Genomic DNA, 22309 nt, shown 5'->3' with positions numbered 1-22309 from the left:
CTCCTTCCGTCCTCCATGTCTGTCGTTCATCGCCACAACCCCGCGCTTCAGCAAAAATTGTTGCACGCCTGTCTCCACGATACGCCTGCCGCTGTGCTCTCCCTGCTTCAGTCACTTTCTGTGGCGGAGTTCCGCACTGCGGGCTGGTTGTTGGGAGAGAACGTGCTGCCCCAGTTGGATTCCGCCCGCTTTTGGGAACTCTTCAATGTGGTGGTCGCTTCTTGCAGCAAGGCATATTTAGGCACGTTCCTCAAAGGGGCAGTCCGTCTGCGCCAGCGCGGAAAGTTGCAGTGGAGTCGTTCGGTGCTTGCTTCCTTCGTGGATCTCTCCACAGCCATCGACCGTCGCAAAATGTTGGAGCAACTCTTGCCCACGTGCCAAACTGCCGGCGAGGCGGAAGAACTCCTCTGTGCCTTGGGCGATGAGACCTATGATGAGTCAGCGCCAACACTTTTGCGCCTCGGAACTCCGTGGGCTTATTGGCTTCTCTTTCAGTGGATGCGGCGTCACGAAGGAGACCGTGAACTGCTTCGCGATTGCGGTGTGCGTCTCGTGCGCAAGGGCGACCGTCTTTCTTTCAACATGGCAGCCATCGTTCGGCAGTATTTTGACATCACATCCATCCCCGGCACTTTCTCGCTGAATCTTCCGCCCTACGCTCAGGGGCGCATGGAACGCTCACCAGAAAACTTCTTGAAAGTACTGCAATCTTGAAGAGTGGGGGAGAAGAATCACGCAGTCGGAACAATCGCCCGCCATCGCCTTGGGTCCTCCCACGGTGATGGCGGGCGAAGCAGTTTTAACGAGACAATCTGCGAGCATGAATGGGGTGGAAAAAGAAGAGAAATGTAAGGTCTCGGCACGGTTCGTTTTTGTCTCTATATACGTAAATAAAAGGGGAAACAAAAAACTATACAAACTATACACAAAACCCTACACAAACCCTACATTTCGTTGATTCTCAGCACGTTACGAAATGTATAGTTTGCGCTTCAAACTATACACAAACTATACACAAACTATACATTGAAGCGTTCAAAACCCTACACGAAAGGTGGGGTAAACCCTACACAGAACGCTACATTGAAGCGTTCAAAACCCTACACGAAACGGAGCGCAAACCCTGTACTGCAACGGCGTGCAGTTTACTTAGGAACGTACCTAAGTGAAATTAGGAGAAGGCTAATTTTAACCGGGTGCGCTCCTAGTTTTTCTTAGGTGCGCTCCCAGTTTTTCTTAGGTGCGCTCCTAGTTTTTCTTAGGTGCGCTCCCAGTTTTTCCTAGGTGCGCTCCTAGTTTTTCTTAGGTGCGCTCCTAGTTTTTCCTAGGTGCGCTCCTAGTTTTTCTTATGTGCGCTCCTAGTTTTTCCTAGGTGCGCTCCTAGTTTTTCTTAGGTGCGCTTCCAGACCCCAATTTAAAAAAGGAAGTGACGAGATAAGGGAGGAGTCGCGGCTCGCGCCGCCATCTTCGCGGGCGTCTAGCCCTCCAGGCGATTCTTTCCTTGCCTCCTACTATGAGGGTGTGTCGAAATGCGCATTTTGCCTTCACCCCTCGAAGGTGCGTCAGAATGGCTAAGATGCAAGGCGTTGAGGATGAGGGCGCAGGGAGTGTACTGAAGTACATGACCAAGCCCGAATCCGATAGCAACGCAGCAGATTGGCTATTATGACACACCGCCTCCAAAATTTTCCACACCCAACGCCCTTTTTCGGTTTTAACACTTCTTGCTTTTGACGACGAAAAGTATTATATTTGTATAGAGATATGGGAGGAGCCTCGGCTCCCCCCTTTTTTCGTCACTTTCCCTTTAAAATCGGGGATTTAGAAGCGCATCCGGGAAAAATTTGCCTTCCTCTAATTTTTCTTTGCCTTCCTCAAATTTTAATTAGGGGAAGGCAAAGAAAAATTATGCGCCGAGTAGGCAAAATTGGGAGGCGGAAAGTGTTCCGATAAGTTAAAAATGTTAATGTCAAATCGCCGAAAAAACGCTCAAAATTGTTGGATTTTTGGAGCGGCTTGCGGGAGTGAAGAAGCGGCGGGAAGGGGAGAGGAAGAGACAAAGAGAGGAAGAGTCAAAGAGTCACAGAGAGGAGGAGACGGAGGGAGTGACGAGGCGTGTCACCTCCTATTGCCATTTCCTGTTTTACGTTCGTTACGTTTGTTACGTTCGTCACGTTCGTCACGTTCGTTACAAACGTTACGTACGATTCGCTCCATTCGTTCCATTCGCGTTCAAAAACAAAATGTAGGGTTTGTGTTCCGCCTCGTGTATAGTTTCGCGAACGCTCGTTGTGTAGGGTTTTGAACGCTCGCAGTGTAGGGTTTTGAACGCCGTTTTGTCGGGCTCTGTGTATAGTTGTAATGTAGGGTTTGTGTATAGTTTGTGTATAGTTTGCGCCTTAAACTATACATTTCGCAACGAACGGGAAATCAGAGAGATGTAGGGTTTGTGTAGGGTTTTGTGTATAGTTTGTATAGTTTTTTTGTTTCCCCCTTTATTTACGTATATAGTAACGCAGGCGAACCGCACCGCAACCCTACATTTTCTTTTCTAGATTGGCATTCCATTTTATAAGAAAAGATGAATCCACATTATAGAACACCCCTTTATTCCTTCTTCATTGTGTTTTTTGAAAGAATCACGCCAAAGGGAGGCATATCGTCGTCGTCGTCACAACCGCTGGTGCATCGGCGCCTCCTTATTATATAAGGTAAAATCTTCATTTACGCGCTCCTCCAAAACGATGAAAAAAGCCCGTTTTCCGTGTGAAACTGCAAAAAAGAGGGGAAGAAAGGCGTTCAAAACAGATTTAATTCGTATTTTTCGGACCGAAAAACAGAAAGTGCCCCCTCAAAACACGGAGGAAAGCACTTTCAACATGGAAAACATCATTTTAAATCTAATACCATGAAGATTTACAACTCTCACGAAATCAAAAACATTGCCTTGCTCGGCAACGACGGCTCCGGTAAAACCACTCTCACCGAAGCCCTCCTCTTTGAATGCGGACAAATCAAACGTCGCGGACGCATCACTGCCAAAAACACAGTCTCTGACTATTTCCCCGTGGAACAAGACTATGGCTACTCCGTTTTCTCCACGGTCTTCCACACCGAGTGGAAAGGAAAAAAACTCAACATCATTGACTGCCCGGGTTCCGACGATTTCGTGGGAGCAGCGCTCACCGCGCTTAACGTGACTGACACTGCCGTGCTTCTCATCAACGGTCAGTTCGGTCCGGAGGTCGGTACGCAAAACCATTTCCGCTACACCGAAAAACTCAAGAAGCCCGTCATCTTCCTTGTCAATCAACTCGACAGTGACGCGTGTGACTATGACGGAATCATTGAACAACTGCAGATGAACTATGGTTCCAAAGCCATTCCCGTGCAGTATCCCGTCGCCACAGGTCCCGGCTTCAACTCTTTGATCGACATCATTCTCATGAAGATGCTTGTCTTCAAGGAAGAAGGCGGCGAACCCGAACTCTGCGACATCCCTGATTCCGAGATGGAACGCGCACAGGCTCTTCACAAAGAATTGGTTGAAGCAGCTGCAGAAAACGACGAGACTCTCATGGAGAAGTTCTTTGAGACAGAACAACTCACAGAAGACGAAATGCGCGAAGGCATCCGTAAGGGCATGGTGACCAGAAGCATCTATCCCATCTTCTGCGTCTGCGCCTCCAAGAACATGGGCGTCGGTCGTCTCATGGAGTTCCTTGGCAACGTCGTTCCCTTCGTCGATGAGATGCCCGCCGTCCACAACACCCGCGGCGTGGAAGTTCCTCTCGACCCGAACGGACCGCTCTCCATCTATTTCTTCAAAACAGGCGTGGAACCCCACATCGGCGAAGTGCAATATTTCAAAGTGATGAGCGGAACGCTCCACGAAGGCGACGACCTCACCAACTCCGACCGAGGTTCCAAAGAACGTCTCAGCCAGATTTTCGTTTCCTCCGGCGCCAACCGCGAAAAAGTGTCTGAACTGACCGCCGGTGACATCGGCTCCACCGTGAAACTCAAAGACGTTCGCACGGGAAACACCCTCAACGGAAAAGACTGCGACAACCGCTTCAACTTCATCAAATATCCCAACCCGAAATTCACTCGCGCCATCCGCGCCGTCAATGAGGCAGAGACTGAAAAGATGATGGCTGCCCTCAACCGTATGCGTCAGGAAGACCCAACCTGGGAAGTGGAGCAGAGCAAAGAACTTCGTCAGATTCTTGTTCACGGACAGGGCGAGTTCCACCTCCGCACCTTGAAGTGGCGTCTTGAGAATTTGGACAAAATCAACGTGGAATTCTATCCGCAGCGCATTCCTTATCGCGAAACCATCACCCGTGCCGCCCGTGCAGACTATCGTCACAAGAAGCAGAGCGGTGGTGCCGGACAGTTCGGCGAGGTGCATCTCGTCGTGGAACCCTACAGCGACGGAATGCCCGATCCCGAAGTCTATCGTTTCGGCGGTCAGGAAATTCGCGTTTCCATCAAGGGCAAGGAAGAAGTGCCTCTCGAATGGGGTGGAAAACTTGTCTTCATCAACTCCGTGGTCGGCGGTGCGATTGACAGCCGTTTCATGCCCGCCATCCTCAAGGGCATCATGAGCCGCATGGAGCAAGGACCTCTCACCGGAAGTTATGCCCGCGATGTTCGCGTCGTGGTCTATGACGGAAAGATGCACCCGGTTGACTCCAACGAACTTTCCTTCATGCTCGCCGGACGCAATGCCTTCAGCGCAGCCTTCAAGGAAGCAGGTCCGAAGATTCTTGAACCCATCTATGATGTGGAAGTCTTCGTTCCCGCCGACAAGATGGGCGACGTGATGAGTGACCTTCAAGGACGCCGCGGCATGATTGTCGGAATGAGCAGTGAGTCCGGCTATGAGAAGCTGCAAGCCAAAGTGCCTCTCGCAGAGATGGCAAACTACTCCACCTCGCTCAGCTCTCTCACCGGCGGACGTGCCTCCTTCATCATGAAGTTTGCAAGCTACGAACTCGTGCCCGGAGACCTTCAGGCAAAACTCATTGCCGACTTCGAACAGGAACAAGCAGCAGAGAAGTAAGAAGCAGTTCTTAGAAAAAGCCCCTTTCACGCGAAAGGTCAGATTCAAAACGGAGAGTGCCGCGCGGCACTCTCCGTTTTTAGTAATATGAAAATAATAAGTTGCGTCAGATTTGAATTAGATTTTCGATGTCAGATTTTCACCCGAAGAAGGAGCATAGCCGTAGCTATGTGACTGATGAGGGAGGAAATATGGACCGAAAAGATTTTCAAAGATGATGCAGGTTATTTTTTGAGGATTACTTAGCCCAAATCCTTGAGAACCTGTTTTTGTAGAATGGTTTGAGCGTATTATTCAAGTTTCGCAAGTTGAATCAGAGAATCAGCGCAAGCGTTCAAGGCGTGCCTTGAACGCTTGTCAGCTACAAGTGAACACTTGCGAAACTTGAATTCTTTCATTACTGCACAATGTCTGCGTCCTTCACGAGCACGGCGTGGGAAGATAGTGCCGGGTCGTTGAGGTCAAAGCAGCCGAGGCAAATGATGTTTCCTTCCACCATGCCCCAAATCATGCCCTCGTTGGATGTGACACCGGGTTTTGCACCCATGACGTCCATGATTTTCGCAAACTCTGCGTCGGTGAAACCGTTCACATTGACCATCGTGCTGCCCTCATTGTCCTGTTTTTGCAAAGAAGTGCCGACTTGGATGGAGAGATAGTTTTCTTCATTTTTGATGGTGAGACGTTCGTTTCCTTCTCCGGGGCTGACAACTCCGGAGTGATGAACGTTGCTAACCAAGAGATTACCCACGATTCGTCCGATGGAGACCCCCTCCGTTTCCCATCCGTTCTCGTCAATGAGCGCATAACCCTTATAGGCTCCGCTTGTGCGTCCCACGATTTGCGATTGGTCGCCAAAGTAGACGAAAGGTTTGCAGAGTAGGGCAGGGGTGAGGGGAGTGAGCGTCACTTCGGTGGTGTATTTCTTGGAGATATATCCCACCAGACAACTTTCATTGCAAACGAGCACTTTATACCATTCCGGCAGTTCCTCGATGACGGCATAAATGTTTCCCTGTTCGGCGGGGCAGGGATTCACATCGCCGCGGCGTGTTTTTTCGTTGCTCCAAACGTATAAGCAGTTGTCTGTTTCATACTCGCACCAGCGTTTGAGAAACGGGGCGGTGGCACTCGCGCTCTTTCGGATGTTGAGAGTGGCGGAAGTGACTTTGACCACTTTCACGACTTGGGGCATCTTGATGTCAAGTCCTGCCACTTTGGTCGGCGTGGCGGCAGTGGTTTTTGTGCCCGACGAGGTGCCGGTAGTTGTGCTTGGTGTAGCAGTAGTAGTTTTGCTTTTTTGCGATTCGCTCAGCGTGTTCACCGTAGTTTTCACCTTTTTCCAAGCTTCGCTCAGTTTTTTTACGAATTGTGCTTGGCAATCAACTTGTCCTGCCATGGAAAGCACAAGCAGAGAAATGAGAATGCGTTTCATCTGTTGAGAATAATGGTTTTTAATTATTTCTGATTAAATCTTTTCGCAGAGGATAACGAAGGAAGTTTTTGCAAATTTAAGTAATCCTCAAAAAATAACCTGCATCATCTTTGTAAATCTTTTCGGTCCATATTTCCTCCCTTATCAGTCACATAGCTACGGCTATGCTCCTTCTTCGGGTGAAAATCTGACCTCGAAAATGTCATTCAAATCTGACGCAACTTATTATTTTCATATTACTAAAGACTAAATTTGAAAGGAATCACAAAAGAAGGAGAAAAGATGAATTAGTCTGTGTCATGTTCCTCGGATTTGTTGTGCAGTAGTTTTTTTGATAAATCCCCTAAACAGTAATATTTATGTAAATCTGTGTAAGGAATATACCTCTTTGAAATCAAGAGAGTTAGAAGAATTACTTCGTTTTCAGGTAATGAGTTGGCAACCGTCCTAATTGCCGTGGTCTGCATCGCTTTGCTTGTTTGGGAAACTCTTATGGTACAAGAGTATGAAAAATATTCAGACAGAAAGGATCATTCCAAAAATTATTTTAGTCAGAATATTGAGCATTCATCCTTATGCAGTCTTGATTGGAAGCAATTAACGAACAAGGAAGCCACGGTAAAGGCAACTCCTACTCCTACCACGCCTGCCCATCCGTAATGTAGCCAAAACAGACCTGAAACGAACGTACCAGCAGAACCGCCCAGGAAGTAGATGGTCATATAAATGGTATTGACTCGGTTGATGGCGGATGCGTCGAGGGTGACCACGCTGGTCTGATTTGACAAATGGATGCATTGCATTCCTGCATCAATCAAAAGGATGGCGATTATCATCCACAAGTAGCTGTCATTTCCAAAAAATGCCAACAACCACGCAGCCAAGATAACACATCCCCCGACAATGGAGAAGAACCTTACGCCGTCCTTCTGGACATAGCCGCTAATGAATACAACCGTAGACGCACCTGCCAATCCGCACAAACCGAGTGCCCCGATAATATCGTCATCCGCAAAGAATGGTTCTTGCTTCATCCGGAAAGCAAGGCAACTCCACAACGCAAAGAACGAGCCATAAGCCAATGCCGCCCTCAACGAAGCGATACGCAAGTACGGGTATTTGGCAAGCAGACGCAACAAGGATTTCATCAGACCCGCATAATTTTCACTTGAACGAGCAGGCAGAACGGGAAGCATCTTGTAAATCATAAGAAAGCATCCGAGCATACACACACAAGCCACAAAATAGACGGAATGCCATCCCCACATATCAGCCAGAAAACCACTTAACACCCGTGAGCCAAGAATGCCTATGAGCAAACAGAACTGTATAATCCCCACGTTGCGCACCTTGTGTGCTGGTGCTGAATGGAAAGACACCAACGGGATGAAGAACTGCGGCATAACCGAGGATGCTCCGGCAAGCAAGGATGTGCCCCACACCCAATAGATGTTAGGGGCAAGTGCTATGGCAAGCAATGCGCACGATGAAATGATATAATTGGTCAATATCAGCTGCTTTCGTGAAACCAAATCGCCAAGCGGAATGACAAACACAAGTCCGACTACATAACCTATCTGGGTCAATGTCGCAACCATGCTGGCAGAAAAGTCGCTTACCCCAAAATCCTTTGCCATGCTGCCCAACAAAGGCTGGTTGTAGTAGCAGTTGGCAACGGAAAGCCCGGTCGCGACTGCCATCAGAGCTAGCAGAGGTGCCGGAATGCCGTGGCTTTCTCTCCATTCATATTTCATCATTTATTCCTCCTTTCAGTATGACACAACTTTCAATCCAATCAAGGAGGCAATGAGCGTGAACAGGAAGAAAAGCCGTATGGGAGTGGCCGGCTCTTTGAAAACGAATATCCCAATCAAGACCGTGCCGACCGCTCCGATACCCGTCCAAATGGCGTATGCCGTGCCCAAAGGCAAAGTCTGAACCGCTTTGGCAAGTAATGCCATACTCAATACCGTGGAAGCCAAGAAAGCGCTTCCCCACAGATAAAAACCAATACCTGATGCCTCTCTCGTTTTTCCCAAGCAGAATGTAAGGCTTACCTCAAACAATCCTGCCAAAAATAAAATTATCCAATTCATATCTATGATTTATTAAATTCGGGTGCAAAAGTAAGCAAGTAATTTCTAACCGTTTTTTACATTTGGTAAAAACGGATTTTGCATTTGATAAAACACAGCCGTTAGCAGCTGTTTCTGTGCACTATTTTATATTTTTGTACCACAAAAATGACTTATGGATATAAAGGAAATCATCAACCAGAGATATGCCATGCCAGATGCGTCTTTGGACAAGTTGCGGCAATGCCTGACGGAAGTCTCATACCCAAAAGGATTCCAAGTGTTGGAATATGGCAAGATAGAAAAAGACATCTTTTTCATCAAGAAAGGCATTGTCCGCGCCTATACTTCGGTAGAGGGGAAGGAAATTACCTTTTGGGTCGGCAAGGAAGGGGCGACTATTGTTTCCATGAAAGGATATGTGAATGACGAACCGGGGTATGAAACAATTGAGCTGATGGAAAATTCTGTCTTATATGTATTGGAAAGGAAAAAACTGAAAGAGTTATTCTTGGAGGATTTGCACATAGCCAATTGGGGACGGCGTTATGCGGAAATGGAACTGCTTGCTGCCGAGGAACGGCTGATTTCCATGTTGTCAGCCGTCGCCTCGGAACGGTATCACGAGTTGTTGGAGAAAGAGCCTGATTTGTTACAGCGGTTGCCGTTAGGAAGTATCGCCACCTATTTAGGCATCACACAGGCAAGTTTGAGTAGGATTCGGGCACAAATAAAATGACGTTTCAACCAACTGAGGATAGCAAGCGGTTTTGGTCTGCCCCAAACACAAACTTGCTATTCTTCCGTTGGTATTGTTTATAATCCCATGCCCTTGCCTCTCCTAAGCGGTTCAACCGTCCTTTTAACGGATGAGAACAGCCTGCCAAACTGCTCCTTGAACCACTCTCCAATCACTTGCCCGTTAATGGCAAGTGCAAGCTTGGACTTGTCTTTCGGGTCTTTTACCACTTGGAAGCCTGCTTCCTCGGTCGTGAACTTCCGCCTGTGCTCTTCCGAATAGAGCTCCTTCCTTTAGGGGTGTGCTATAAATTACGGGATAAGGAACGTTCAAAAGAAAGTGCTTACGCTTTGGTCGGTTTCTTAGCGCGCCCTTTTGTTAGTTCCGTCAGTCACATAGCCCGCTATGCTCCTTCCTCAACTGACAAAAGTTCATCTCTATGAGCTCAAAAATCAACTCAACCTAATTTTTAGCCCCCCTAAAAGGAGGAGACGAAGCCACCTAAACGCCTCTTTTTGTCCTCAAAAGACAGATGCAAATCGCAAAAAGTAGTCTTAACTTCGCCGTAATTATCATTAAATGCGTACATTTGTCCCAAATATTTGCAAACCTTTATTTCCTTAATCTTTTCATCTATGAAGAAATTCTCTCTCTTTCTGAGCCTGATGTTCTGCGTAGTTTTGCAGGCATGGGCTGGGAGTGTAGTGTCAAAGTCTTCAGAGCAGCATGCTGTGTCTCCCGCAGCATCTGTCGTCGTGAAGGCTGCAAGCTTCACTCCGGGAACAATGGTGACCGACGCTTCTCTGATCAGCGAAGGTTATGCCTACGTGATTCGTTCGGCACGTGGCTTCTTGCTCTACAGTGCCGACCAACCTGAACACATTGCGGGCAGTGCCGGCAGTGGCGTGTCGGACGAGGGCTCCGCTGCCTATGACGTGGCAGCCCAGCAGTTCCAATTCAAAACCAACGGTTCAAATGTCTATCTCTTTAGCATTGGTGCCAGAAAGTATGTGAAGAGCGATGGCTCCTATGAGGACACCCCCTCATCGCCCGTCACCTTTGTGGCAACGGGCAATGCCAGCTATCCCTTCCAAATCAAAATCGGCACAAACTACATCAACATGCAGGCTTCTTCGGGTTATGACCATGGCTGTGCAGTGGATAGCTGGAGCTCGCAGGACGATGGAAACCGCTTAGCCATCTTTGAGGCTGCCGTGCTGGATGACCTGAAGGCTTATCGCAGCCAGTACAATGCACTGGTTAAGCAAATCAAAGATGCAAAAAAACTTGAGTTCTTCTACCACAGCACAGCGGCTGCTGAGGCTGCCATTCCGGCAACCATGCCTTCAACGGTGGAAGGTTTTGAAACAGCCATTGCTGCCATGCAGGCTGCTCTCGATGCCATGGAAAGCTCCGAGGTGCTCGGCACCGAAATCGATGGCAAACCCCTCTTCATCGGTAACCTCTTGCACACCTCGCTCTATGTCGGCTTGAAGGACAACCAACTCGGTTCAAACAACGGAAAATATGACAAAGACCACGTGTGGTACTTTGAAAAAGCCGGCGATGACAACACCTACTACATCAAGAACCTTGCCTCCGGACTTTACATGGCTGCACTGCCCTCCTCAAACAACACACGTGTGGATTTGGTGGAAAAAGAAAGTGCATTCGCCTACACGGTGGAATATGCCGGTGTGAACGGCTATTGCAACATCTATGACAAAGCCGGCACGGCAGGTCTCAACGCACTGCACATGGTGGACTGGGACGGCGTCGTGCGCTGGAGCACTTCTGCCGACGCTTCAAAATTCAAGTTGCAGGACGCTTCGGCTCTCGTGGCTGCCATGGAGAAAACCTACACCATCCAGAACTTCACCAATGGCTACTTGAGCGTGGCTGACGGCTATGTGGACAAAAGCGGAAACTTGAAAGTCACCAACAACAACGAACCCGCCAACTTCGACGGCCTGTGGCACATCATGCAGACAAAAGAAGGTTACTATCGCTTCGTGAATGCCGGCGAGACAAAGAAAGGTCTGATTCTCAACATGACCGGTAGCGAGGGAAGTGCACGTGCCGCCATGACGGCTGCAGCCACTGCTGATGACAGCGAAGGTTCTTACTTCAACGGCACGCTCAAGTTTGACGGTTCTGCCAGCTACATCAAGATTGCTTCTTCTGCCAACAACTATTGGAACAAACGTGGCGACTATCTCGCCTTGTGGAATTCAACCGGCTCCGTGGGCGACAACGGCTCTACCTTCTACATCAATGAGGTCGTTCCCACCGAGGAGATGCTCTATTCCGAATTCAACACCGTCGAACCCGGTTCACGTCCCACCGACATCAATGACTTCTCGCTCTGGTACAACGTGCCCGTCGCACACACCGGCGTGACCGACACCTGGATGGAATATGCGCTGCCTTTGGGCAACGGACAGGTTGGCACAACCATTCGTGGCGGACTCTACAAAGATGAAATCCAATTCAACGAGAAAACACTCTGGGCGGGCACCACTGCCAACAGCAACCAAGGTTACTTCCAGAACTTCGGTTCCATCAAAGTCATCGACAAGAGCGGCAACTTCTCACTCGAAGACGACAGCAAACCGGTCAAGGCATACAACCGCTACCTCGACATCATCGACGGTGTGGGAGGTGTGAACTACAAGAGCAGCGACGAAGCAACAACCTACAAGCGCAACTACTTCGTTTCTGCCACCGACCAGGTGTTTGTGGCACACTATGAAGCACAAGGAAATGACAAACTGACCTTCGACATCACCTATGCTCCCGACAAACTCATCAACGCCAGCGCGGTGACTTACGCTGACGGAAAGGCTTCCTTCAATGGAAAACTCAACGTGGTGGCATACAACACCGCCTTCAAAGTCTTGGCAAACGACGGTGCAACCGTGACAACCGACAGCAAGGGCATTCATGTCGTCGGTGCAGACTGGGTGAACATCGTGATGGCTGCTGCCACCGACTACGACGCCACCAAGTCCGGCTGCGTGAGCGGTGAAACTCCCGAACAGATTGCTGCAAAGGTTCAAGCACGCATCGATGCTGCCGCTGAAAAAGACTTTGAATCTCTGCTGGATGCACATGTCGCTAAACACAGAGAACTGATGAACCGAGTTTCACTCACACTGGGCACTGTCAGCGACAAGACCACCGAGGACCTCATCAAGTTCTACAACGCGGCTACTGACAACAAAGTCTCTCCCGAAGGACTCTTCTTGGAAAGCCTCTACTTCCAGTACGGACGCTACATGACCATCGGTGCCAACCTTGACACCTCCATCCACGCTCCCAGCAACCTCCAGGGAATCTGGAACGACCGTTCAAACACTTCCTTCTGGCACTGCGACGTGCACGCCGACATCAATGTCGAAATGAACTACTGGCCTGCTGACCCCACCAACCTCAGTGAAATGCACCGTCCCTTCCTCGACCACATCATTGACATGGCTGCCGCACCTAACTCTCCTTGGGCTGCACTGGCTACCAAGATTGCCGGAAAGGCAGGCGGATGGACCGTGGCTGTGGAAAACAACATCTTCGGTGGTACTTCCACTTGGTGCAACTCCAGCATTAAGACCTGCGGTGCGTGGTATGTTACCCACCTGTGGCGCTACTACAAATACACCCTCGACCGTGACTTCCTCAAGAAGGCGCTGCCCGTGATGTATGACTATGCGCTCTTCACCAAGAACATCTCCACGCTCGACTCCAACGGCAAGTATGAAATCAAAAACGAATGGAGCCCCGAACATGGTCCCAGCGATGTGACCGCATTCGCACAGCAGACCAGCTATGAAGCCCTCGACGAAGTCTTCAAGGCTCAGGCCGAACTGGGCGACGAGTCTCCTCTCACCTCAGAGCAGATTGCTGTAATCCAGGATCTCTACGACAATTTCGACAAGGGACTTTGGACTGAAACCTACAATGGCAAGACCATGATTTCCGAGTGGAAAAACAATCCCTTGCAGGACCAGGGACACCGCCACCTCTCTCACTTGATGTGCCTCTATCCATTCTCAATGGTGAGCGCATTCGACACAACCGAAGAAGGCTCTCAGCTCTTCCAGGCTGCCTACAACGGACAGATTGCACGCAACGGCGATGTGACCGGATGGTCCATGGGCTGGCAAACCAACACCTACGCCCGCTGTCTTGACGGCGACAACGCACGACGCAACCTCTCGCTCGCTCTCCGTCACTCCGGCTCCTATGTCATTGAAATGGGTAACTACGGCGGTTGCTACTACAACCTCTTCGACGCACACTCTCCCTTCCAAATTGACGGTAACTATGGCTGCACCAGCGGTATCGCCGAAATGTTGCTCCAGAGCTACGATGACGTCATCACCATCCTCCCTGCACTGCCTACGGCTTGGGCAAACGGTAGTGTGACAGGTCTCAAGGCTCAGGGAGACTACACCGTGGACGAAGAATGGGAGAACAACAAACCGACCCGTGTGGCTGTGACCAACAACAAGAACGAAGACCGCAACGTGGACATCCGCGTAGCAGGTGTTGTGAAGAACTTCAGCATCAAGGGCGGTGAAACCTTGGTGATTGAATTGGAGGACGGACAAATCCCCACTTCCATTCAAACCATCAACCAGGGAACAGTGACTGAAAAAGCCATGTACGACCTCTCAGGACGTCGCGTGAGCAAACTCCAGCAGGGTGTTTATATTGTTGACGGAAAGAAAATGATTTTCTAACATAGGAAATCGTTTCCTGACCTCACCCTGTCTAAACCTTAAACGGTTGCCGAAGGCGCTTGTCTTTGGCAACCGTTTTTTATTGTGAGCCACTAACGAAAGTGTGAAAAGCGAACTTTCCGGGTCAGCCTTTACCGAAACCCGAATTTCATTGTCAGCGCAGCAGATTGGCTGTGATGACATCCGCCGTCTTGTGTTGCAAGTCTGTGTTTTGCACTTCTAAAAACAAAAACGTGCTCGCAATTTGAAGTTGCGAACACGTTGTTTGTTTTCAGGGGTGTTCTATAAATTAGGTAGAGTCGGATTTCTTAGAGTTTTGTCTGTGGAGGAGCATAGCGGGCTGTGTGACGGACGAAACTTACAAAAGGGCGCACTAAGAAACGAATCACTCATCCAGACGAAGCGAACAAAACGTAAGCACTTTCTTTTGAACGCGCCTTATTCCGTAAATTATAAAACACTCCGCCAGTTTTGCGGTGAGTTCAAGCGATGCCAATCAGTTCAATGTCAAAGATGAGGGTGGAGCCTGCGGGGATGCCGGGTTGGGAGAAACTGCCGTAGCCCATCTCTGCGGGGACGTAGATTTCCCAGCGGTCGCCGATGTGCATGTGCTGCATGGCAATGACCCAACCTTGGATAAGTTCGTTCAAACGGCAAGCCAGCGGAGCGGAGTTCCGACTGGTGTCAAACGTGAGACCATTGATGGTTCGTCCGGTGTAGTGAGCAGTAATCACACTGTTCAGTGCGGGGGTCTCTCCCTCGCTGGGACCGGCATGGAGCACCTTGTAGTAAATGCCTCCGGGCAAGGATTCAACACCTTCTTCGGTGGACTTTTCTTTCAGCCAGCGCGTGTTGGTGAGAGCGTATGCCAAGTAGTTGTCGCGACGGCGTGCACGTGTTTTTCCGGACATGATGTGATGGTTTGGATGGTGAATGATTTCTTTATTTCTAATTATGGTTTCCTATAAGGGGTGTTCTAAAAATTAGGTTGGCTGCTTAGCGTACTCTTCTTGGTGTTTAGAACACGGTCTTAAAGCAAAAGAGTACAACCGTTTGTGGCGATTGTACTCTTAAATTTGTTGCGGAGACTCGACTCGAACGAATGACCTCCAGGTTATGAGCCTGGCGAGCTACCAACTGCTCCACTCCGCGTTCTAATTATGGGGTTGTTCCCTTAATTGCGGTGCAAAAGTACGGACATATTTTGAAATGTGCAAGTCTTTCTCTGTTTTTTTACGAAAAAAGCACTTTTCACCTTCGTTTTCGCTCTTTTCGGCCCGCCGTCCCTTCCTCTCTTTGACTCTTTGTCTTTTTGTCTCTTAGTCCCTTCCTCTCTTTGTCTTTTTGTCTTTTTGTCTCTTTGACTCTTCGTCTCTTCCTCTCTTCGTCTCTTCGTCTCTTTGTCTCTTCGTCTCTTTGACTCTTCGTCTCTTTGTCTCTTTGTCTCTTAGTCTCTTAGTCTCTTAGTCTCTTTGACTCTTAGTCTCTTTGACTCTTTGACTCTTAGTCTCTTTGACTCTTTGACTCTTTCTCTCTTCGTCTCTCTTACCGCTTTTTTGTAAATTTGCACCACAAAAACTGAAGTAGCCTTCTTAATTTCTTCCTTTCGGATTCGAGTCGCAACTGATGACCACTTCCTTTCGCCCACACCGTTTGAGCCTTCGCACGATTTCCCTTGTGATTTTGTGCGCATTCTGCTATCTGTACATAGGTAGCACTTCTTTCGGGCACTATCATGTGGTGGATGGAAAGAAGGTCATGCACTCTCACCCTTACTCCGCGCATCACCAGCACGGCAACGCAAGCCAGGTCTTCACCTTCGCCCAGATGGGTGGCACGTTGGCAACGCCGCCTGTGCCCTTCATGTTGTCCGTTTTGCAGAGTTTCGTGGTGATTCAATGGCAAATCTTTCCAGAGAAGTGTTTCTCGGTTGCGGAACTCCTCCATCCGATTCCCCGTGCCCCGCCTTTTTCTTTGATGAACAGATGATGAAACTTTTTTGAACCAGACAACGGGGTGTTCTATAAGTTATGGAATAAAAAGCGTTCAAAAGAAAGGACTGATGCTTTAGTCGCTTTCCGATGTTTTCGTGCACCCTCTTGTCGCTTTCTCCAGTCGCATAGCCCACTATGTGCTTCTTCCTTCATGGAAAAAGTTCATCTCTGCTTTTTTTAAATAACTCTCAAATAAATTCTCAGAACACTCTAATTTTTAGAATGTTCTCTGTATTCCTTATTTATTCTCATCAAAGAAAAACAATGCAAAGATATTATTTCCTTTTGCTGTCACTTCTTGTGTCAGTGCACGTTGCGTGTGCGCATTTCAATTCTCCTCCTCCTGTCCTTTCCGATGCCCACATCACGGGGCATGTGGTTGAAAAAGGAGGGAAGCATCTTCCTTACAGTGCCATTCGTCTCATTCCTGAGAAGGGCGAGGCTTTGGCGACAACGACCGACGCCACAGGTCATTTTTTTCTGAAAAACTTGAAAGAAGGAACCTATCGTTTGGAGGCATCGGCTTTGGGTTTCGTCACCGTTTCGAAGCAGGTGCTGGTGGTGCGCAACCGGACCGTAGAGGTGCAGTTTGAACTTTTGCCCGACGTGATAGGGTTGGAGCAGGTCGTGGTGACGGGCAACAAGAACGAGGCGGTTCGCCGGAAAAGTTCCTCGCTCGTTCAGGTCATGAGCAGCAAACTTCTCACCGATGTCGGAGCAGTTTGTCTTGCTGACGGACTGAACTTCCAGCCCGGCGTGCGCGTGGAGAATGATTGCCAGAACTGTGGTTTCACGCAGGTGCGCATCAACGGTTTGGATGGTCACTATTCTCAAATTCTGATGAACTCCCGTCCCGTTTTCTCCGCTTTGGCGGGCGTCTATGGTCTTGAGCAGATTCCGACCAACATGATTGAGCGTGTCGAAGTGATGCGTGGTGGTGGTTCCGCCCTTTTTGGGAGCTCCGCCATTGGCGGCACCATCAATGTCATCACCAAAGACCCCTCTCACAACAGCGCGGAGTTTGCACACACCTTCACTTCCATCGGACTCTCAAACGCTTTCGATCAAAACACAACCCTCAACGGCTCCATCGTGAGCGACAACCAAAAACTCGGTGCTTTCATCTATGCGCAAAGTCGAAACCGAAAGGGCTATGACGATGACGGTGACGGTTTCACCGAGGTACCGGAGTTGAAATCTCAGACCGTGGGCATCAGAAGTTTCATGCGCACGGGAGAACGCTCAAAACTCACTTTGGAATATCACACCACCCATGAATATCGCAGAGGTGGTGACCAACTGAAGCGTCAACCCCACGATGCGCTCGTGGCTGAGCAGACGGAACACAACATTCATGCAGCAGATGCCACCTTCAACGGCTGGACGGAGGGTGGAAAAGACAAATGGAACATCTTCACCTCTCTGCAAAGCACGGCGCGTAAGAGCTACTACGGAAGCAACCAAGACCCCAATGCCTACGGCCGTACCACTGATCTCGTCATCGTCTCGGGCGGGCAGTTCACTCACCGGTTCGACCGCTGCCTTTTCATGCCCGCAGAGTTAGTGGCGGGAGTGGAATATAATCACAACTATCTTCACGACGTCACGCTGGGCTACGACCATGATGCCTTGCAACGCGTGCACATTTTTTCGGGCTATCTTCAGAACGAGTGGCGCAAGGAACGTTGGGGCTTCCTTCTTGGTGCTCGCCTTGACAAGCATTCACTCATTGACCACGTCATCGTTTCTCCGCGTGCCAACATTCGTTTCAATCCCAGCCGCGATGTCAATTTCCGCCTCTCCTACAGCACCGGTTTTCGTTCGCCTCAAGCCTACGATGAAGACTTTCACGTCGCCGTTGTCGGCGGCGACCGCGTGGTCACCGTTCTCGCAGACAATCTGAAGGAAGAGAGCAGCCAAAGTGTCAGTGCTTCCGTGGACTGGTATCATGCCTTTGGCTCTGTCCAGACCAACCTTCTCGTGGAGGGTTTCTTCACGGACTTGAGTGACGTCTTTGTGCTTCGTCAGCTTGATCAAGTGGATGCCCACGGCAATCAAGTGCTTGAGCGTCAGAACGGAGATGGTGCTCGCGTTTGGGGAGTCAACGTGGAGGGCAGAGCCGCTTTTGGAAAAAAAGTGGCAGGCGCAGATGGGCGTCACCTATCAGCAGTCGCGCTACAAGCACCCGGAACTTTGGAGCGACAACCCTGCTGTTCCGGCTGTTCGCCGATTGTTCCGCACGCCTGACACTTACGGCTATCTCACCCTGCAGTTCAACCCAACCAAGCGACTCTCTTTCTCTGCCCATGGAACCTGCACGGGCAAGATGATGGTTCAACACATGGAGGGGGCGGGCACCTCAATTGACTGCGCGGTCAGAACCCCGATTTTTGTGGATATGGGCTTGAAGGCGAGCTATGAATGGAGCGTTTTCAACTATTCTACTCTGACGCTTACCGCCGGTGTGCAAAATCTCTTCAACAGCTATCAGAAAGATTTTGACCAAGGTCCGGACCGTGACTCAGGATATATTTACGGTCCCACGCTGCCTCGTTCGGCGTTTGTGGGCTTGAAACTTTCCCTTTGACGAAACGCATCTGTTTCTTGATCTGCTGCCTGTTTCGCATAGGCTGCTTGCAGTCGTCTTTGGGAGGCGTGCGAAGTCTATGTAATTAGGAGGTAATAATAACACAACCCCTAAATAGTCCTTACATTTAACCCTGCATTGCTTAGACTTTCTATGAGTTACGCAATGTGGGGCTTTCATTTCAAACCCCATACAAACTTATACGGCACTGAGGAATTGTGGTAAAATGGGTTGATGAGTTTTCCAATTTATCTTCATGGGTTTATCGTCCTTTGAGCGTATGTAGTCAACAAGACCGAAGCAGATGAATGGACATGTATTTCCAAAGCCGTCCTTTTTGTTTTCACGCACAAAAAGCAGGAACTTTTTTCCATTCTTTTTCTGTTCGACGTATCGTTTTCCTTTTCCTTGATGGGAGTCGGTATTTTTCGACTCCCAACGAAATTCGTTCTCGCTGACCACATAGTCGTTGTACATTGTCTCTGCTGAGTAGTCTTTGTCAGACTTGTTCAACGTAACGAAGAATAGTTCAGTATTCAATTCCTCAATATTAAACACCCCTGCTACCGAGCCCTGCATTTTTTTGTCGGCTGTCTGTCGTTTGAAAATTGCAAAAATTTCCTCACGAGTGTAGCAACCATATTGCTCAAGACTTAAGGGCATTCCTTCACCCACGGAGAATGTCTTGATTTCAAGGTTGGCAAGCAAATAATCTGTTAGTTCAAGTATTTCGGAAATAAAGGCGGGATAATCTGCCAGACGATGCAAAGCTTCACCAATGTTTTTTACTCCGATTTTGCTTATTCTATCGATGAAAAGAGAATAATAAAGCATTACTGCAAATGTTTCCTCGCGCTCATCGTTACACTTGATTTCCCCTTTGGCAAGCATAGTTTTCCGAATAAAGCTGATATATGAAACAGTATTCGCGTGGACGAGATTTCCAATCCCTTTCACAAAGCGTTTTGTGTTCTCATCATCAGGATAATCGCACATTCCTGCTTCCCGTTTCAAACTTGACCAGCAGTTTCCATCCTTATAAATAAGACGAATGTCCTGTCCGTTGTTCTCAATGAATTCTGTGAGTGTAGGAGTGTGGTTGTAGGTACGTAGTTCCTTTACGAGACGTGTCTTATTGTAGATGGCTGCTTTGATGTTTTGCAAGACATATTCCTTTGCCTTCTCTTCCATGTGGATGTTGCAACCATGTGGCAGAAATGTAAAGCCATTCTTAACCTGTTCCACCACACTTTTGTCATTTCGAGTGAGAAGGCTACGGAAACGACTTGCAAAGTCGTACCTTTGGTTGAGCTGCGCAACGAAGTCAAATACTGTCAGTTGCTGCTTGCCCGGATAAAGACGAAGACCGCGTCCAAGCTGTTGAAGAAAGATGGTCAGCGATTCTGTGGGGCGGAGGAAAAGGACGGTATCGACCGCGGGAATATCTACGCCCTCGTTGAAAATATCCACCACAAAGAGGTAGTTGATTTCGCCCTTCGCTAATTTTTTATTCAGAGTGAGACGTTCTGCATCGTTGTCAGATGTCAGATAAGCGGCTTTTAAACCTACACGGCAGAATTCCTCTGCCATGTATCGGGCATGCTTTTTTGTCGCACAAAACCCTAATGCACGGCACTTATGTTCGTCAGGCAGATAATATTGCAGACGATTTATAATTAATCCCACTCGCCCCTGATAGCACAATTTCTCCGTGAGTTTGTTTGCCACGTAACGGTTCCCTTGCATAAGTTCTTCGTCCGTAAGGTCAGTGTCATCACTGATGCAAAGATACTGGAATGGGGTTAACAGACCTTCGTCAAGAGCTTTAGGCAACCGAATCTCTGCACTGATCTGATTCGCGAAGTCTGGCAAAAGACTTACACCATCCATACGTTCAGGGGTAGCAGTGAGTCCAATAAGCAGTTTAGGCGTAAATTTACTGAGTATCTTTCGATAGCTGTCGGCAACAAGGTGGTGTGCTTCGTCTATAACAATGTAGTCATAATAATCGGATGGAAGTTTTTGGAAGATACTTTCATACTTTGAATTAAAAGTTGCAACAGATATAAACAGAAAATCAAAGCCATTAATCGGTTGCGAATTACCCACCCAAAGTTCTCCAAAATTGGCATCCTGCAGAACGCTTCTGTATGTTTTGCGCGATTGCTTGAGGATTTCTTCACGATGAGCCACAAAGAGCAGTCGGTGTGTACCTCCCGTTTGTTCTGTGAAAACTTTATAGTCAAAAGCGGAAATGACGGTTTTTCCTGTTCCCGTTGCAGCAACAATTAGATTTTGATGCACACCTGCCTCACGCATCACTGTCAACTTGTCGAGAATCTGTTTTTGATGGGGCAAAATGGTGTACTTAGCCAATACATCCGTTGCGAGTTTGGGCTCACGAGTCTTCTGGAGTTCTTTATATAGTTTTTCTATTCCCCCATCGCGGAAATCCTCAAAGTTGTGACTGTTCCAATAAATATCAAACGTGGCGAGAGCCGCATTGATGATGTGCGGATTCTCTATGTTGGTCACACGAATGTTCCATTCAAGTCCGTCTGTCTGCGCCGACTTTGACAAATTGCTCGAACCGATGTAAGCCGTACTGAAACCCGAATTGCGTTCAAAGATGTAGGATTTAGCATGAAGCCGTTCTATTTCAGTGTTATATGAAATTCGGATTTCCGTATTGGGAAGTTTTGCCAAACGCTCCACGGCTTTTGCGTCCGTCACGCCACAGTAGGTGGTTGTGATGATGCGAAGTTTATGTTGAGGGTGACTACAGAAACGTTTCAAATGATCATAGATGAGGTTAACACCTGAAAGTTTCAAAAAGGAAACAATCATGCAGATGGTGTCGGCACTCTCTATGTCGCGCTCAATCTCACTACTGAGCGACACGTGACTTTGTCCACCCGTAAAAAGATTACTCACTCTGAAACCCGTAAGTGGACGTACCAGAGTGCTGTTTGTTGCTTTCAGCCTTGCTTCTTCATGTTGTGAGACAACGGCTGAAAGTTTTCTTTTTTCATCAACAATTTTTTCCTCTTTGCCTTCTCCCAAGAAGTCAATCAGTCGATTAGCAAAATCAGCGCGTTCCTCTGCTGAAAGATTCTCGTCAGAAAGGCGATTGCGAATGAGTTTGCTCAGATGCTCAGTAAGCATATTGGGTGACTCTGCACTATCAATATCTTCCTGTTTACACACCATCCCAATCTTTGACGCATCAAGCATGTCTTGACTGAGTCCGTCAGTGATAAGGTTCTCGTATGCTCCTTCTACCAATTTCATCGTTTATATTCTATTGACTATAAAGTTTTTTGAATCAATTCTTTTAGCGTGTTCTGTAAATACGGTTGGTCGCAGTGTCTTTATGACTAACTCGCTTCTTGGCGCGCCCTCTTGTCGGTTCTTTCAGTCACACAGTCCGCTAAGTTCCTTCCTTAACTGAAAAAATCATCACTAAGAAATCAGAAACCAACACAACCTAATTTATAGAACATCCCATAAATGGTTCTCGAGAATGGTTCACACAAAAATACAATTCATTTTGAATACTTGCAAAATCTCATTGTTCTTTTGAGAAGGATATTGTTTCACAATAGTTCGTTAAAAATTCAACATATGGCCTAACGACTATGCCGCACAGCCAAAGAGTTCTTTGAAAATGTG

10 protein-coding genes, 1 tRNA gene and 2 pseudogenes are annotated in these 22309 nt (G+C 48.3%); 6 read left to right on the top strand and 7 right to left on the bottom strand.

What is annotated here, in order from left to right:
• Positions 1–15 precede the first annotated feature (15 nt).
• Positions 16–714 carry a hypothetical protein gene (locus tag I6E40_RS04180; RefSeq protein ID WP_235385648.1) on the top strand — a complete coding sequence of 233 codons (699 nt, stop codon included), beginning with the start codon at positions 16–18 and terminating at the stop codon, positions 712–714.
• A gap of 2194 nt (positions 715–2908) precedes the next feature.
• Complete coding sequence (locus tag I6E40_RS04175; protein WP_235385647.1) at positions 2909–5068, top strand: elongation factor G; 2160 nt, start codon at positions 2909–2911, stop codon at positions 5066–5068.
• A 397-nt stretch (positions 5069–5465) separates the two neighbouring features.
• Here the strand turns inward: I6E40_RS04175 and I6E40_RS04170 are convergent, their stop codons facing one another.
• From I6E40_RS04170 to I6E40_RS04160, 3 genes are all read right to left on the bottom strand, one after another.
• Positions 5466–6503, bottom strand: a complete 1038-nt coding sequence (locus tag I6E40_RS04170) for a hypothetical protein (protein ID WP_235385646.1) — start codon at positions 6501–6503, stop codon at positions 5466–5468.
• 551 nt (positions 6504–7054) lie between these two features.
• On the bottom strand, positions 7055–8257 hold the full coding sequence (locus tag I6E40_RS04165) for an MFS transporter (RefSeq protein ID WP_235385663.1): 1203 nt from the start codon (positions 8255–8257) through the stop codon (positions 7055–7057).
• A 15-nt stretch (positions 8258–8272) separates the two neighbouring features.
• Positions 8273–8599 carry a DMT family transporter gene (locus tag I6E40_RS04160; protein WP_235385645.1) on the bottom strand — a complete coding sequence of 109 codons (327 nt, stop codon included), beginning with the start codon at positions 8597–8599 and terminating at the stop codon, positions 8273–8275.
• A gap of 154 nt (positions 8600–8753) precedes the next feature.
• Here I6E40_RS04160 and I6E40_RS04155 point away from each other — a divergent pair, with 154 nt between their 5' ends.
• Complete coding sequence (locus I6E40_RS04155; protein WP_235385644.1) at positions 8754–9317, top strand: Crp/Fnr family transcriptional regulator; 564 nt, start codon at positions 8754–8756, stop codon at positions 9315–9317.
• Between the two features lie 77 nt (positions 9318–9394).
• Here I6E40_RS04155 and I6E40_RS04150 read toward each other — a convergent pair.
• Positions 9395–9604, bottom strand: a pseudogene (locus tag I6E40_RS04150) (mobilization protein); the annotation flags it as partial.
• A 348-nt stretch (positions 9605–9952) separates the two neighbouring features.
• On the opposite strand from I6E40_RS04150, the gene I6E40_RS04145 reads away from it, so the two are divergent.
• Positions 9953–14056, top strand: a complete 4104-nt coding sequence (locus tag I6E40_RS04145) for a glycosyl hydrolase family 95 catalytic domain-containing protein (protein WP_235385643.1) — start codon at positions 9953–9955, stop codon at positions 14054–14056.
• 482 nt (positions 14057–14538) lie between these two features.
• On the opposite strand, the gene I6E40_RS04140 is transcribed toward I6E40_RS04145, so the two are convergent.
• Together I6E40_RS04140 and I6E40_RS04135 are read right to left on the bottom strand one after the other, a co-directional pair.
• The gene (locus tag I6E40_RS04140; RefSeq protein ID WP_235385642.1) at positions 14539–14967 is read right to left on the bottom strand and encodes an FKBP-type peptidyl-prolyl cis-trans isomerase; all 429 of its coding nucleotides are present in this window, start codon (positions 14965–14967) and stop codon (positions 14539–14541) included.
• Between the two features lie 168 nt (positions 14968–15135).
• Positions 15136–15208 (bottom strand) — tRNA-Met (locus I6E40_RS04135).
• A 474-nt stretch (positions 15209–15682) separates the two neighbouring features.
• On the opposite strand from I6E40_RS04135, the gene I6E40_RS04130 reads away from it, so the two are divergent.
• Both I6E40_RS04130 and I6E40_RS04125 read left to right on the top strand, forming a co-directional pair.
• Positions 15683–16045, top strand: coding sequence for a hypothetical protein (locus tag I6E40_RS04130; RefSeq protein WP_235385641.1), 363 nt, complete (start codon positions 15683–15685; stop codon positions 16043–16045).
• Between the two features lie 269 nt (positions 16046–16314).
• A pseudogene (locus tag I6E40_RS04125) lies at positions 16315–18637 on the top strand (TonB-dependent receptor).
• A gap of 198 nt (positions 18638–18835) precedes the next feature.
• Here the strand turns inward: I6E40_RS04125 and I6E40_RS04120 are convergent.
• Positions 18836–21928, bottom strand: a complete 3093-nt coding sequence (locus I6E40_RS04120) for a DUF3427 domain-containing protein (RefSeq protein WP_235385640.1) — start codon at positions 21926–21928, stop codon at positions 18836–18838.
• Positions 21929–22309 lie beyond the last annotated feature (381 nt).

This window comes from Prevotellamassilia timonensis (assembly GCF_021531665.1).
In the GTDB taxonomy this organism is placed as follows: Bacteria; Bacteroidota; Bacteroidia; order Bacteroidales; family Bacteroidaceae; genus Alloprevotella.
The sequence above is the reverse complement of the archived record's forward strand: the minus strand, read 5'-3'. Positions and strand labels throughout refer to the sequence as shown.

Coding starts and splice junctions, on each gene's coding strand:
- I6E40_RS04180 (WP_235385648.1), top strand. CDS start 16: ATGTCTGTCGTTCATCGCCACAACCCCGCGCTTCAGCAAAAATTGTTG.
- I6E40_RS04175 (WP_235385647.1), top strand. CDS start 2,909: ATGAAGATTTACAACTCTCACGAAATCAAAAACATTGCCTTGCTCGGC.
- I6E40_RS04170 (WP_235385646.1), bottom strand. CDS start 6,503: ATGAAACGCATTCTCATTTCTCTGCTTGTGCTTTCCATGGCAGGACAA.
- I6E40_RS04165 (WP_235385663.1), bottom strand. CDS start 8,257: ATGAAATATGAATGGAGAGAAAGCCACGGCATTCCGGCACCTCTGCTA.
- I6E40_RS04160 (WP_235385645.1), bottom strand. CDS start 8,599: ATGAATTGGATAATTTTATTTTTGGCAGGATTGTTTGAGGTAAGCCTT.
- I6E40_RS04155 (WP_235385644.1), top strand. CDS start 8,754: ATGGATATAAAGGAAATCATCAACCAGAGATATGCCATGCCAGATGCG.
- I6E40_RS04145 (WP_235385643.1), top strand. CDS start 9,953: ATGAAGAAATTCTCTCTCTTTCTGAGCCTGATGTTCTGCGTAGTTTTG.
- I6E40_RS04140 (WP_235385642.1), bottom strand. CDS start 14,967: ATGTCCGGAAAAACACGTGCACGCCGTCGCGACAACTACTTGGCATAC.
- I6E40_RS04130 (WP_235385641.1), top strand. CDS start 15,683: ATGACCACTTCCTTTCGCCCACACCGTTTGAGCCTTCGCACGATTTCC.
- I6E40_RS04120 (WP_235385640.1), bottom strand. CDS start 21,928: ATGAAATTGGTAGAAGGAGCATACGAGAACCTTATCACTGACGGACTC.